9 protein-coding genes are annotated in these 14,100 nt (G+C 74.0%); 4 read left to right on the forward strand and 5 right to left on the reverse strand.

The features are described from left to right. Positions 1-153: 153 nt before the first annotated feature. From O7627_RS23040 to O7627_RS23050, 3 genes are all read left to right on the forward strand, one after another. Positions 154-1,209, forward strand: coding sequence for a MoxR family ATPase (locus tag O7627_RS23040; protein WP_278095572.1), 1,056 nt, complete (start codon positions 154-156; stop codon positions 1,207-1,209). A 2-nt stretch (positions 1,210-1,211) separates the two neighbouring features. Then, positions 1,212-2,510: a DUF58 domain-containing protein gene (locus O7627_RS23045; protein ID WP_278098393.1), complete on the forward strand. Its 1,299-nt coding sequence runs from the start codon at positions 1,212-1,214 to the stop codon at positions 2,508-2,510. A gap of 67 nt (positions 2,511-2,577) precedes the next feature. Next, on the forward strand, positions 2,578-5,091 hold the full coding sequence (locus tag O7627_RS23050) for a DUF3488 and transglutaminase-like domain-containing protein (protein WP_278095573.1): 2,514 nt from the start codon (positions 2,578-2,580) through the stop codon (positions 5,089-5,091). Positions 5,092-5,561: 470 nt separating this feature from the next. Here O7627_RS23050 and O7627_RS23055 read toward each other — a convergent pair whose 3' ends face one another. Together O7627_RS23055 and O7627_RS23060 are read right to left on the reverse strand one after the other, a co-directional pair. Further along, on the reverse strand, positions 5,562-5,945 hold the full coding sequence (locus tag O7627_RS23055; RefSeq protein ID WP_278095574.1) for a DUF3040 domain-containing protein: 384 nt from the start codon (positions 5,943-5,945) through the stop codon (positions 5,562-5,564). Positions 5,946-6,060: 115 nt separating this feature from the next. Next, entirely contained in the window at positions 6,061-7,332 is a 1,272-nt protein-coding gene (locus O7627_RS23060) for a DNA polymerase IV (protein ID WP_278095575.1), read from the reverse strand. 119 nt (positions 7,333-7,451) lie between these two features. On the opposite strand from O7627_RS23060, the gene O7627_RS23065 reads away from it, so the two are divergent. Beyond that, positions 7,452-8,462 (forward strand): aldo/keto reductase, encoded by a 1,011-nt coding sequence (locus tag O7627_RS23065; RefSeq protein WP_278095576.1) that lies wholly within the window; start codon positions 7,452-7,454, stop codon positions 8,460-8,462. Positions 8,463-8,524: 62 nt separating this feature from the next. Here the strand turns inward: O7627_RS23065 and O7627_RS23070 are convergent, their stop codons facing one another. The 3 genes from O7627_RS23070 to O7627_RS23080 form a co-directional block, all read right to left on the reverse strand. Continuing rightward, entirely contained in the window at positions 8,525-9,718 is a 1,194-nt protein-coding gene (locus tag O7627_RS23070; protein WP_278095577.1) for a nucleotide pyrophosphatase/phosphodiesterase family protein, read from the reverse strand. Further along, entirely contained in the window at positions 9,715-10,476 is a 762-nt protein-coding gene (locus tag O7627_RS23075) for a methyltransferase domain-containing protein (protein ID WP_278095578.1), read from the reverse strand. The genes O7627_RS23070 and O7627_RS23075 overlap by 4 nt, the downstream gene beginning before the upstream one ends. A gap of 157 nt (positions 10,477-10,633) precedes the next feature. Further along, the gene (locus O7627_RS23080; RefSeq protein ID WP_278098394.1) at positions 10,634-14,029 is read right to left on the reverse strand and encodes an error-prone DNA polymerase; all 3,396 of its coding nucleotides are present in this window, start codon (positions 14,027-14,029) and stop codon (positions 10,634-10,636) included. Between the last annotated feature and the right edge of the window lie 71 nt (positions 14,030-14,100).

Raw genomic sequence — 14,100 nt, forward strand, 5'->3', positions numbered from 1 at the left:
GAGGTAACACCGCGCGCTCGTCGGATGCGGGCGATGCTGGATAGCCTGAGATGCTGATGGGGTCTCTGCGGCTAACGGGAGAGACATCCGGAACCTGAGCCCGGTTCCGGGGCTCTGGTCGAGTGCACCCGTCCCACGACGAGGAGGAGGCCCGTGACACAACAGACCTGGGACGAGCTGGGTGGGGCGCTGCCGCACGCCGAGTTCCGTGCCGCCAGCGACGCCATCGTGGCCAACATCGAGCAGGTCATCGAGGGCAAGACCGCCACGGTACGACTCGCGCTCGCCGTCCTGCTCGCCGAAGGCCACCTGCTCATCGAGGACGTCCCCGGGGTCGGCAAGACCAAGCTCGCGAAGGCGCTGGCCCGCTCGATCGACTGCTCGGTCCGGCGGATCCAGTTCACCCCCGACCTGCTGCCCAGCGACGTCACCGGGGTGAGCGTCTACAACCAGGAGACCCACGACTTCGAGTTCCGGCCGGGCGCGGTCTTCGCCAACCTGGTGGTCGGCGACGAGATCAACCGCGCCTCGCCGAAGACCCAGTCGGCGCTGCTGGAGTGCATGGAGGAGCGGCAGGTCACCGTCGACGGCACCACCTACGAACTGCAGACGCCGTTCATGGTGATCGCGACCCAGAACCCGATCGAGATGGAGGGCACCTACCCGCTGCCCGAGGCGCAGCGGGACCGGTTCACCGCCCGGATCGCGATGGGCTACCCCGACGCCGGAGCCGAGCTGGCCATGCTCGACGTCCACGGCGGGCGGGACCCGATCTACGCGTTGCGGCCGGTCTCCGACGCCGGAACGGTGCGCCGGCTGATCGCCACCGTGCGCGACGTGCACGTCGCCGACGTGGTCAAGCAGTACGCCGTCGACCTGGTCACCGCCACCCGCGAGTCCCCCGAACTGCGGCTCGGCGCCTCCCCCCGGGCCAGCCTGCAACTGCTGCGCACCGCCCGCGCGGTGGCCGCCCTGGAGGGCCGGGACTACGTGCTGCCGGACGATCTGCAGGCACTGGCCGTGCCGGTACTCGCCCACCGGGTCATCCCGACCGGCGAAGCCCAGATGGCCCGGCGTACCACCGACGCGGTCATCTCCGATCTGGTGCACCGGCTCGCCCTGCCGCACGACCGGCAGCGCTCGCCGTACGACACCCGACCACCGGCCCCCGGTGACAGTCGATCCCAGTACGAGCCCCGGAGGCGATGACCGTGCGTGAGGCGCTGCGCGGGCTCTCCACCCGCGGGCGGTCCTTCCTCGCCGCGGCCGTCGCGGCCGCCATCTCGGCGGCCATCCTGGGCGAGACCGACCTGCTCCGGGTCGCCGTGCTGCTGGCCGTCCTGCCGCTGCTGGCCGCGGCCTACGTCGGCCGCAGCCGCTACAAACTCGCCTGCAGCCGCTCGCTGGAACCGCACCGGGTGCCGGTCGGCGCGAGTTCCCGGGTGGTGCTCCGGCTGCAGAACCTGTCCCGGCTGCCGACCGGGACGCTGATGCTGGAGGACCGGCTGCCGTACGCGCTCGGCAGCCGGCCCCGGGTGGTGCTGGAGCGGCTCGGCGCGCACCAGGCCAGCTCGGTGGCGTACACCGTCCGGGCCGACGTGCGGGGCCGCTACGAGGTGGGGCCGCTGGTGGTCCGCCTCACCGACCCGTTCGGCCTCTGCGAACTCACCCGCGCCTTCCCCAGCGTCGACCGGCTCACCGTGATCCCACAGGTCACCCCGCTGCCGTCGGTCCGGCTCGCCGGGGAGTACGCCGGCGCCGGCGACAGCCGCGCCCGGTCGGTCGCGGTGCACGGCGAGGACGACGCGGCGACCCGCGAGTACCGGCGCGGCGACGACCTGCGCCGGGTGCACTGGAAGTCCACCGCCCGCACCGGTGAGCTGATGGTGCGGCGCGAGGAGCAGCCCTGGGAGAGCCGGGCCACCATCGTGCTGGACACCCGGGCGTACGCGCACCGCGGCGAGGGTCCGACCGCCAGCTTCGAGTGGGCGGTGTCGGCGGCCGCCAGCGTCGCCGTCCACCTGCGGCAGGCCGGCTACAAGCTGCGGCTGGTGACCGACACCGGGATCGACGTGGAGGCGACCGAGGTCGGCGGCGACGGGATGCTGCTCGACTACCTCGCCGACGTCCGGCTCAACCAACGCGGCGACGTGGCGCAACTGGTGGACCGGGTCCGGCAGCGCACCGACGGCGGCCTGGTCATCGGGCTGCTCGGCACCCTCACCACGGCCGAGGCCGAGGTGTTGGCGGCGCTGCGCGGCAACGGTGCGACCTGCGTCGGTTTCCTGGTGGACGCGTCGACCTGGCTCAACCTGCCGGCCCCGGCCCGGGCCGAGGCCGACCACGCGCACGGGGCGTCGGCGCTGGCTCTGCTGCAGGCCGGTTGGCGGGTGGTCGGCGTCGACCACGGCAGCAGGCTGCCGGCGCTGTGGCCACAGGCGGCCCGGGGGTCGCAGGGTTTCGCCTGGCGGGCGGTGCTGGCCGAGACCGTGGCCGGTGGGGTGAAATGACCGGCCGCCCGCGCCAGGCCGTCGACCCCGATACGTCCTCGCCGAGCGAGGAGAACGAGGAGAGGTCATGAGAGGACGCCGTCACCTGGGATTCGTCGCGGCGGCGGCGACCCTGCTGGCCGCCGCCCCGCTCTCGGAGATCTTCGACCGGTGGACCTGGCTGGTCCAGTGCCTGCTCGCGGTCGCCCTGGTGGCCGGCGCGGCCACCCTGACCCGGACCCTGCGGGGTCCGGTCTGGGCGCAGCTCGCCGCCATGACCGGCGCCCTGCTGCTCGCGCTGACCTGGATGTTCCCCAGCGGCGAGGAGCTGCTCGGCCTGCTGCCCGGGCCGGGCACCTTCGCCAACTTCGGCGCGCTGGCCACCGGCTCGGTCCAGGACATGCGCGGGTACGCCGTACCGGTGCCGGACACCGACCCGCTGCTGTTCGTCACCGTCGCCGGGGTGGGCGCGGTGGCGATCGTGGTCGACCTGCTCGCGGTCGGGCTGCGCCGGCCCGCGCTGGCCGGCCTGCCGATGCTGGCCATCTACTCGGTCCCGGTGGCGGTGATCATCGACAGCGTCTCGCCGCTGCCGTTCGTCGTCGGCGCGGCCGGCTTCCTCTGGCTGCTGGTCGCCGACAACGTGGACCGGGTCCGACACTTCGGGCGGCGGTTCACCGGCGACGGGCGGGACGTGGACGTCTGGGAGCCGTCCCCGCTCGCCGCCGCCGGGCGCCGGCTCGCGGTGCTCGGGGTGGCGGTGGCGGTGCTGCTGCCGGTCGCCATGCCGGACATGACAAGCGGGCTGCTGAACCGGTTCAACACCGCCGCCGGCGAGGGCAACGGCCGGGGCGGCGCGGGCGGCGGGCCCGGCCGGGTGAACCTGTTCGCCGCGCTCAGCGGGGAGCTCACCCGTGGTGAGGTCCGCGACCTGGTCCGGGTCACCACCACCGAGGACGATCCGTACTACCTACGCCTCGCGGTCGCCGACGACCTGCGGCCGGACGGTTTCGCCGCCCGCAACCCCAGCGGCCGGGCGGTCACCCGGGACCTGCCGAACCCCCGGGCCGGCAGCCGCCGGGTGAGCTACACCCAGCACCAGGCGACCGTCGAGGTCACCGACGACTTCAGCATGCCGTTCCTGCCGATCTACAGCACCCCGGTCGAGATGCGCGACGTCGACGCCAACTGGCTGTTCGACCAGAACATGGGGGTCGTCTTCTCCAACCGTTCCCAGTCCCGGGGACGGACCTACTCGTTCGACTACCTCCGCGCCGACTTCACCCCGGCGGTCCTCGACGACGCGCCGCCACTGGCCGGCCAGCACCCGATCCGCCGGCTCTTCACGTCGGTGCCCGAGCGGGTACGCGAGGTCGATGAGCTGGTCGAGGAGCTGACCGACGGTGAGCGGACCGAGTACGACAAGGTGATGGCGATCTACTCCCACTTCTCCCGGGAGAACGGCTACCGCTACAGCCTGAGCACCGAGGGCGGCACCAGCGGCCGGGACATCGTCGACTTCCTCACCAACCAGGTCGGCTTCTGCCAGCAGTACGCCGCCGCGATGGCCTGGCTGGTCCGGGCGGCCGGCATCCCGGCCCGGGTGGCCTTCGGGTTCACCAACGGCAGCAAGCGCACCGAGAACACCTACACCCTGACCAACCTCAACCTGCACGCCTGGACCGAGGTGTACTTCGACACCGTGGGCTGGGTGCCCTTCGACGCGACCCCGGCGGCCAGCGTCGCCGGCTCGACCCGTTCGGCGTGGGCGCCGGACACCGACGCGCCGGACGAGGTGACGCCGTCGGCCGGTCCGACCGCCGCGCCGGGTGCCGACCCGTCGGCCGGCCCGGCCGGGCAGGACGAGGCCGACCGCGGCCTCGACGAGGGGTTCACCGGCGGCACCGCCCCGACCGAGCCGGGTCCGCCCCGCTGGCCGTGGTGGACGGCAGCCGGACTGGTGCTGCTGCTGGGGCTGCTCGCGGTGCCGGCCCTGCGCCGGGTCCTGCTGCGCCGACGTCGGCAGGGTCGCACCGCCCCGACCAGCGCGCCGGTCGGCGCGGCCGCCGCAGGCGGCCCCGGCGGCCCCGCGGGTCCCGGCGAGGCGAGCGGGCCGGGCGGTGGCCGGCCGATGGCCGCCCCGGCGATGACCGTGGACGCGGACCCCGACCGGATCCGGGCCGACGCGCACGCCGCCTGGGACGAGCTGATCGACACCCTTGTCGATTACCGGCTGCGGGTGGATCCGACCGAGACGCCCCGGGCGACCGCCGACCGGCTCATCGGTGCGGGTTTGGCCACCGGTGACTCGGTGCCCGCCGTCCGGCTGCTGGGCGCGGCCGAGGAGCGGGCCAGGTACGCCCGTGATCCGCTGCCCGGCGGCCAACTCGGCGAGGCGCTCCGCACGGTACGCCGGTCGATCTCGGCCGGCGCCGGCCGGCGGACCCGGTTGGTCGCGACGGTGCTGCCACCGTCGGTGCTGCTGCGCTGGCGGGCGGCGACAACGGACGGGTTCGCCCGGCTGGTGTCCGTAGGCGGCCTGCTCCGCGACCGCCTACTGCGCTGGAGCCCACGCCGCCTGCTCGCCCCCCGCCCCCGCTAACCCCCTCCCACAGCACCACCCGCCCCCGCTGACCCCGTCCCGCTAACCACCCCACCCACAGCACCACCGGCCGCGCCTGCTCACCTACCCCCGCCTGCTCACCTGCCCGTGATCATGGCGCGCGGTGCCGTCGTAAACGGCTGTCTATGAACGGCTGAGCGCGCCATGATCTCGCCGCCGGTGCCCGGCCTACCCCTGCACCCCATACGGCTCTCCACGCCGCCAGTAGTTTCGGCCGGCTCGATGCGACCCTGGTACGTAAAGGGCCCCATAGGGGCCATTAGCTACCAAGATCGCAGCCAGTTGGCTCGGACTAGTGCGGGCCGGCTGGGCTGCGGCAGTGTTTCCGGGCTGACGGGTGGTTCTCCCCGGGTTGCCGAAGGGCGGGCAGCGTTGAGCCGCACCGGTCGACGGGGCGTGGTCAGCCCCGTCCGGTGCGGCCGGATCCGCGGATCAGCGCGGGAGAGCGGTCAGCGGTGGCCTTCCGGCCGCCGACGCCACCTCTCCTCCAGCCGGTCGACCAGCGACAGCCGTCTGCCGCGGGTGCGACGGCTGGTGGTGCCGCCGACCACGTGCAGGTCCGGTGTCTGGGCCTTGCGGTGCGACTTCATCGCGAACGCGGCCGCGCCGAGCATGACGACGAATCCCGCCACGCCGAGCAACGGCGTCTTGCTCACCGTGCCGTAGACAACCAATGCAAGGCCAGCGATGACGATGCTGGCAGCGACGAGCAGGCGACGTCGCGCATGGAAACGCGGATCGCTGGCACGCACAGCCGAGGCGAATTTGGGGTCCTCGGCAAGCGACTGCTCGATCTGCTCGAACAGCCGCTGCTCGTGCTCCGAGAGCGGCACGGCACTCCTCCCCGGTCACGTTGGTCGATCCGGTCGGACCGACAGACCGTGGCAGCCAACCGGCTGCTTACCGGCAAGTCTACGAGGGGGGTCGCGGGTCGGAAAGCGGGACGACCTACGGTCGGGGTTGATTTTCCGTCCGCCGCAGGTCATCGCGCCCCAACAGGCTCGCTGGACGCACCACGGATCGCCCGAATCGGGCAGCCGCGGCGTCGGCCGCGGCCTCCGCCTCCCGCCAACCGTGCTCGGGCGCGTCGAGGGTGAGCTGACGCGGCGCCGAGCCGGCCGCCGCGAGTCCCTCCAGCCGCACCCCGATCAGCCGGATCCGCTCACCGGGGGCGAGCGTGTCGAACAACGACCGGGCGGTCTCGAACACCTCATGCGCCACGTCCGTCGGCTCGGCGAGGGTACGGGCGCGGGTGATGGTCCGGAAGTCGGCGAACCGCACCTTGATCGACACCGTCCGCCCCACCTGACCTGCCTGCCGCACCCGTACCCCGACCTTCTCGGCGAGCGCCAGCAGGGATTGCCGGATCACCCGCTGGTCGGCGACGTCGGTGTCGAAGGTGACCTCGGCGCCGATCGACTTCTCCACGTGCTCCGGGCTCACCGGGCGGGGATCCCGACCCCAGGCCAGCTCGTGCAGGTGCCCGGCGGCCGCCTCACCGAGCGCACCACGCAGCATGCCGACCGGCGCCTGGGCCAGGTCGCCGACGGTGCGCAGACCCAGCCGGCGGAGGGTCTCGGCGGCCCGCTCCCCCACCCCCCAGAGCGCGGCCACCGGCAGCGGGTGCAGGAAGTCGAGCACCTGACCGGCCGGCACCACCACCAGCCCGTCGGGCTTGGCCCAGGCCGAGCCGAGCTTGGCCACGAACTTGGTCGGCGCCACCCCCACCGAACAGGTGATCCGCTCCTGCCCGGCGACCCGCTCCCGGATCAACCGGGCGATCTCGGCCGGCCGGCCGAGCAGCCGGCGGGCGCCCGAGACATCGAGGAACGCCTCGTCCAGCGAGAGCGGTTCGACAAGCGGTGTGACGTCCCGGAAGATCTCCATCACGGCCCGGGACGCCGCGGCGTACCGGCTGAAGTCCGGTGGCAGGAACACCGCGCCGGGGCAGAGCGACCGGGCCCGCGCGGTCGGCATCGCGCTGCGTACGCCGTACCGCCGGGCCTCGTAGCTGGCGGAGCTGACCACCCCGCGCGGCCCGACTCCGCCGACCACGACGGGCCTGCCGCGCAGTTCCGGGCGGTGCCGCACCTCGACGGCGGCGAAGAAGGCGTCCATGTCGACGTGCAGGATCGGGCAGCCGGTGTCGTCGGCGGCCGACCCGAAGCGCGGATCAGGGGCGCTCCCCGCCCCGTCGCGCATCGACTGGCTGCGACCCATGCCGGCAGGCTAGCTCGCCGGTACGACAGGTTGACTTCGAGCGCGCTCGAACTCCTAGCGTGTGCGTCATCGGTCACCGGAAACGGGGACGGTGCTGACGAGACGTGAGGAGTGCACAGATGAGGACGGTGGAACTCGGCCGCACCGGTGAACAGGTCAGCCAGCTCTCCCTCGGCTGCATGCTGATGGGCACCCAGACCGACGAGCAGGCGTCGTTCGAGATGCTCGACCGCTATCTGGCCGCCGGCGGCGGCTTCCTGGACACCGCCGACTGCTACGCGTGGTGGACCGGCCAGGACCGCCGGGGCGGGGAGAGCGAGACGGTGCTCGGACGCTGGTTCGCCCGCTCCGGTCGGCGCGACGACGTCTTCCTGGCCACCAAGGGCAGCGCGGCGGTCACCGGCCTGGACCGGGTCTGGGCGGACCCGACGGAACCGGACTGGGAGGTCGCCCGGCGGCAGTTCGCCGGGGCTGGCGCCGACACCCTGCGGCACGCCCTGGACGGCAGCCTGCGCCGGCTCGGCACCGACCACGTCGACCTGTACTACGTGCACGTCGACGACCGGTCCACGCCGCTGGAGGAGACGCTGGCGGCGCTGGCCGGGCTGGTGGCGGCCGGCAAGGCCCGCCACATCGGCTGGTCGAACGTGCGCACCTGGCGGCTGGAGCGGATCCGCCAGCTCTGCGAGCGCAACGGCTGGCCGGCGCCGGTGGCCGTGCAGCAGCAGCACAGCTACCTGCGCCGCCGGGCCGGGCTGTCACACGTGTCCATCGTGGACGACGAGCAGCTGGACTACCTGCGCACGCACGACGACCTGACCCTGGTGGCGTACTCGCCGATCCTGAAGGGGATCTACGACGACCCGGCCAAGCGGCAGGGGCACTGGGCGATGGAGCCGTACGACGGGCCGGACGCGCAGGCCCGGATCGCCGTGCTGACCGAGGTGGCCGCCGAGGTCGGCGTCACCCCCAACCAGCTGGTGCTGGCCTGGCTGCTGCACCAGGGCGCGCCGACGATGATCCCGCTGATCGGGCCACGCACGCTCGACCAGTTCGACGCGGCGCTGCCGGCGCTGGACGTCAAGCTGACCGCGGAGCAGCTGACCCGGCTGGACGCGGCCGGCGCCTGACCGGACGCACGGGGGCCGCGGGGCGACCGGCCGCACACCGGTCGTCCCGCGGGCGTCCACCGTCAGCCCCGGACCACCAGCAGCGGGATGGTCATCTCGGTGGCGGTCCAGGATCCGTGGTACGCGATCAGCCGGGACTCGACCTGGCTGTCGGTGGCGGTGGCGAGCACCGCGTACGAGCCGTTGCAGACCACCACGACGTCGCCGACCCGGGCCAGGTGCTCCTCGGGCACCGGCCCGAACCAGCCCGCCGCGACCGCCTCGGCCCGGCTGGCCACCCAGGCCGCCTCGCCGAGCACCGCACTCCAGGTGGCCACCACGTCCGCCGCCGCGCCGGGCTGCACGTGCAGGTAGCGGACCCGGGGCTCGCCGGCCACCAGCCGGACGCCGGCCCGCAGCCGCGGGTCGGCGTCCAGGTCGAACCGATGCCCGGGCGGCACGTTGAGCTGCCCGTGGTCGGCGGTGACCAGCAGCGCCGCGTCCGCCGGCAGGCCGGCGACCAGCCGGCGAAGCAGCCGGTCGACATCCCTGGCGGCGAGCCGCCAGGCCGCCGAGTCCACCCCGCTGAGGTGACCCTGCTGGTCCAGATCCGGGTGGTAGCCGGAGACCAGGGTCGGCCCGTCACCGGCGGCGAGCGCGGCCAGCATCTCGGCCGCCAGCACGTCCACCCCGGCCGCCCCCCGGTACGTCCCGCCCGAGTTGGCCGCCGCGGTGAGGCCGCTGCCGGCGTACTCGGGGCGGCTCACCACCGTCACCGTCACGCCGGCCGCGGCGGCCCGCTCCAGCTGCGTCGGCAGCGGCTGCCAGCGGCGCGGGTCCGGCCCGTCGGCCGACCCCCGCCAGTTGGTGTGGTTGAGCACCCGGTCGGTGCCGGGCACGTTGAGCTTGAAGCCGAGTACGCCGTGCGCGCCGGGGGCGGCGCCGGTGCCGAGCGAGACCAGGCTGGTCGGGGTGGTGGAGGGGAAGCCGGCGGTCAGCGGCGTGCCGGTGGCCACCGCCAGGTCCGCCAGCGTCGGCGCGTGCGGCGCGGCCACCGGGATCTGGTACCAGCCCAGCCCGTCCACCAGCAGGACCGCGAGCCGGCGGACCCCGTCGAGCCGGTCGGTCAGGCCGAGCCGGTCGGTCGCGCCCGGGACCCCGAGCACCGCCAGCGCGCTGGGCAGCAGGTCGGCCAGGCTGGCCGTGCCGTAGCGGGGAGCGACGACGTCGAACGGTGCCGGTCCGGTCGACCAGCGGGAGAGGTCGGCCACGCTCATGGCGTCCGGCGGGCGAACAGGTGCAGCTGGGCGGCGATGTCCCGGTAGGGCGGGTGGGCTGCGGCGGCCAGCTCCAGGTCGAGCAGCGCGCCGGGATCGCCCTCGCCGACCGCCGCCGGGATCAGGTCGGCGAAGACCCGTACCCCGTGGGTCTGCTCGACCCGCAGGCCGGCGGAGCGCAACTGCGCGGCGGCGCTCTCGGCGTCGTAGCGGCGGCGCAGGGTGTCCCGCGGCCCGGCCCGGCCGTCCGGGTCGGTCAGCAGCGCGGTGGCCAGGTCGAGGTGGCCGTTGGTGGCGCGGCTGAGCACCGCGGCGGCCCGGCTGGCGACCAGGACGCTGGCCGCGCCGCCCGGCCGCAGCGCGGTGGCGATGGCACCCAGCACCCGGGACGGATCGTCGACCACCTCCAGCACCGAGTGGCACAGCACCAGGTCGACGCTGCCCGGTTCGACCAGGCCGGCGAGCGCGTCACCGTCGCCCTGCTCGGCGCGTACCCGGTCGGCGACCTTGGCCTCGGCGGCCCGGCGGTTGAGCGCGGCGAGCGCGTCCGGGTTGGCGTCCACCACGGTCACCCGGTGGCCGGCCTCGGCCAGCGGCACGGCGAAGCCGCCGGTGCCGCCGCCCACGTCGAGCACGGCGAGGGAACGCCCGAACTGCCGGTCAAGTTCCTGGCGGAGCACGGCCCAGACCACGGCGGTCCGGGGCGTCGCGGGGTGGCCGCCGTCCCGGGCGCCCGGCTGAATATTCGTTCGTCCCACCCGGAGCAGCCTAGTGGAGCCACTCGCGGCCCACCGCCGGCCATCTCCCCGCGAGGGCGCCATCAGCGGAGGGTGAGTGCCCAATAGCCGCAACCGACTGTCGGGCGCCGAGCCGGAGGTGGACCGGTAGCCGACCGGACCAGGACGCGGTCGGCGGTCAGCGGAAATCCCGGGAGGTCGGGTTGACCGGGGCCGCGACCGCGTCCAGCCGGTCGGCGACCAGGTTGAGCACCCCCTCGTGCTTCTCCAACCTGCCCCGCACCACGAGCGCCGTGCTGGTCCGGGCCACCCGCCGGTAGCGCTGCCACAGCCCCGGCGAGCAGGTCACGTTGAGCATGCCGGTCTCGTCCTCCAGGTTCAGGAAGGTCACCCCACCCGCGGTCGCCGGCCGCTGTCGGTGGGTGACGATGCCGCCGGCCCGGACCCGCTGGCCGTTGTCGCAGCGGTCCAGCCGGGCGATCGGCACCGCGCCCAACTCGTCGAGGCGGGACCGGATGAACCTGGCCGGGTGGCTCTCCGGGGAGAGCCCGGTGGCCCACACGTCGGCGTAGAGCCGGTCGACCGCGCCCATCCCCGGCAACGTGGGCGGCTCCGTACCGGTGGTGGTGCCCGGCAGGCGGTCGGGGCGGTCCTGCGCGGCGGCCCCGGCCGCCCACAGCGCCTGCCGCCGGGTCAGTCCGAAACAGGCGAACGCGTCGGCGGTGGCCAGCGCCTCCAGCTGCCCGGCGGTCAGGCCGGCCCGCCGGGCCAGCTCCGGCATGTCCCGGTACGGCCCACCGGCGGCCCGTTCCGCCTCGATCCGCTCGGCCAGGTCGGCACCGAGGCTGCGGACGCTCACCAGTCCCAGCCGGACGGCCGGGCCGCCCAGCCCCCACTGGTGCGGCGGCTCGCCGGGGATGCTGCCCCACCGGGTCCGCGGCGTCGACTCCAGGATCGCCCGGGCGCCGCTGGCGTTGATGTCGGGGCGGCGCACCTCCACCCCGTGCCGGCGGGCGTCGTCGACCAGGGTCTGCGGCGAGTAGAACCCCATCGGCTGGGCGTTGAGCAGCGCGGCCAGGAAGGCCGCCGGGTGGTAGCGCTTGAGCCAGGAGCTGGCGTACACCAGGTAGGCGAAGCTCATCGCGTGGCTCTCCGGAAACCCGAAGCTGGCGAACGCGGAGAGCTTGACGAAGATGTCGTCGGCCAGTTCGCCGGTGATGCCCCGGGCGGCCATCCCCGCGTAGAGCCGGTCGCGCAGCTGCGCCATCCGCTCCGCCGACCGCTTCGAGCCCATCGCCCGGCGCAGCTCGTCGGCGCCGGCCGCGTCGAAGCCGGCCAGGTCGATCGCCATCTGCATGAGCTGCTCCTGGAACAGCGGCACCCCCAGGGTCTTCTCCAGCGCGTTGCGCATCAGCGGATGCGGGTAGCTGACCTCCTCCTGCCCGTTCTTGCGCCGGATGTACGGGTGCACCGAGCCGCCCTGGATCGGGCCGGGCCGGATCAGCGCCACCTCGACCACCAGGTCGTAGAACTCGCGCGGCTTGAGCCGGGGCAGGGTGGCCATCTGCGCCCGGCTCTCCACCTGGAACACCCCGACCGAGTCGGCCCGGCACAGCATCTCGTAGACCTCCGGATCGTCGAGCGACATGCTGCTCAGATCCAGCGACGACTCGATCAGGTCGTACGCGTAGTGCAGCGCCGAGAGCATGCCCAGGCCGAGCAGGTCGAACTTGACCAGGCCGGCGTTGGCGCAGTCGTCCTTGTCCCACTGCAGGACGGTGCGGCCCGGCATCCGCCCCCACTCCACCGGACACACCTCGATCACCGGCCGGTCGCAGATCACCATCCCGCCGGAGTGGATCCCCAGGTGCCGGGGGAAGGTCTGCAACTCGTTCGCGTACGCGACCACGTGCGCGGGAACCTCGTCGGCGTCAACGGCCGCAATTGATCCATAATGATCGATCTGCTTGCTCCAGGCGTCCTGCTGGCCGGGGGAGAAGCCGAACGCCTTGGCGATGTCGCGCACCGCCGACCGGGGCCGGTACGAGATCACGTTGGCGACCTGCGCGGTGTGCTCCCGGCCGTACTTCGCGTAGACGTGCTGGATCACCTCCTCCCGGCGGTCGGACTCGATGTCCACGTCGATGTCGGGCGGCCCGTCCCGCTCCGGGGCCAGGAACCGCTCGAAGAGCAGGTTGTGCCGGACCGCGTCGACGTTCGTGACCCGCAGCGCGTAGCAGACCGCCGAGTTCGCCGCCGAGCCCCGCCCCTGGCAGTAGATGTCGCTGCGCCGGCAGAACGTCACGATGTCGTAGACCACCAGGAAGTAGCCGGGGAAGCCGAGCGCCTCGATCATCGCCAGCTCGTGCTCCAACTGCCGGTACGCCGTCGGGTGCGCCTCCGGCGGCCCGTACCGCTCCAGCGCCCCGTCCATGGTCAGCTTCCGCAGCCAGCTCATCTCGGTGTGGCCGGGCGGCACCGGGTAGTCGGGCAGCGCCGGGGCGACCAGGTGCAGGTCGAAGGCGAGCTCGGCGCCGAACTCGGCGGCCCGGGCCACCGCCCCCGGATAGGCGGCGAACCGCTGCGCCATCTCCGCGCCACTGCGCAGGTGCGCGGTGCCGGCCGCCGGCAGCCAGCCGTCCAGTTCGTCGAGGCTGCGCCGGGCCCGCACGGCCGCCAGCGCGGTGGCCAGTCTGCGCCGGCCCGGGGTGGCGTAGTGCGCGTTCGTGGTGGCCACCGTGGGCAGCCCGGCGGCGGCGGCCAGTTCGGCGAGGGCGTCGTTGCGGTCGCCGTCGGTCGGGTCGCCGTGGTCGGTCAGCTCCACCGCCACCGTCTCGGCGCCGAACAGCGCGGTCAGCCGGTCCAGCTCCCGGGCGGCGGCGTCGACCCCCTCGGTGAGCAGCGCCGCCGGCACCGTCCCCTTGCGGCAGCCGGTGAGCACCAGCACGTGGTCGCGCAGCTCGGCGGCGATCTCCTCCAACGCCGCCGACACCTCCGGGCCGTAGACCGGGCGGCCCTTCTGGCCGCCGCGCAGGTGGGCGCGGGCGATGGTGCGGGCCAGCCGGGCGTACCCCTCCGGGCCGTGGGCGAGCAGCAGCAGGTGCCGGCCGAGCGGGTCGGGTTCACCGTTCTGCGGGCCGGGTAGGCCGAGGGACAGCTCCGCGCCGAAGATGGTGGGCAGCCGCAGCGCACGGGCCGCCTCGGCGAACCGGACCACGCCGTAGAACCCGTCGTGGTCGGTGACCGCGAGCGCGGTCAGCCCCAGCCGGGTGGCCTCCTCGGCCAGCTCCTCCGGATGGCTCGCCCCGTCGAGGAAGCTGAAGTTGCTGTGCGCGTGCAGCTCCGCGTACGGCACCGGGGCGTCCGGCCGGACGATCCCGGGAGCGGTGTAGCCGCCCCGCTTGCGGCTCCAGCCCGGCGCGTCTCCCCCGTCGCCGTCGACGGCGAGCGGATCCACCACCTGCAGATGCCGCCGCTCCCGCCCGGCACCCCCCGCTCCCCCGCTGTTCTCCCCTCCCCCCGACAGTGCCCGCTCCAACTCCCCCCACGGCACCTCCGGATTGTGGAACCCCATCACGTCCCGCCAACAGATGGTAAGGAATGGCCCCCATAGGGGCCGTTAGCTACCAAGATCGAAATCTCGGC

Source organism: Solwaraspora sp. WMMD1047, from assembly GCF_029626155.1.
In the GTDB taxonomy this organism is placed as follows: domain Bacteria; phylum Actinomycetota; class Actinomycetes; order Mycobacteriales; family Micromonosporaceae; genus WMMD1047.

Coding starts and splice junctions, on each gene's coding strand:
- O7627_RS23050 (WP_278095573.1), top strand. CDS start 2,578: ATGAGAGGACGCCGTCACCTGGGATTCGTCGCGGCGGCGGCGACCCTG.
- O7627_RS23060 (WP_278095575.1), bottom strand. CDS start 7,332: ATGGGTCGCAGCCAGTCGATGCGCGACGGGGCGGGGAGCGCCCCTGAT.
- O7627_RS23065 (WP_278095576.1), top strand. CDS start 7,452: ATGAGGACGGTGGAACTCGGCCGCACCGGTGAACAGGTCAGCCAGCTC.
- O7627_RS23070 (WP_278095577.1), bottom strand. CDS start 9,718: ATGAGCGTGGCCGACCTCTCCCGCTGGTCGACCGGACCGGCACCGTTC.
- O7627_RS23080 (WP_278098394.1), bottom strand. CDS start 14,029: ATGGGGTTCCACAATCCGGAGGTGCCGTGGGGGGAGTTGGAGCGGGCA.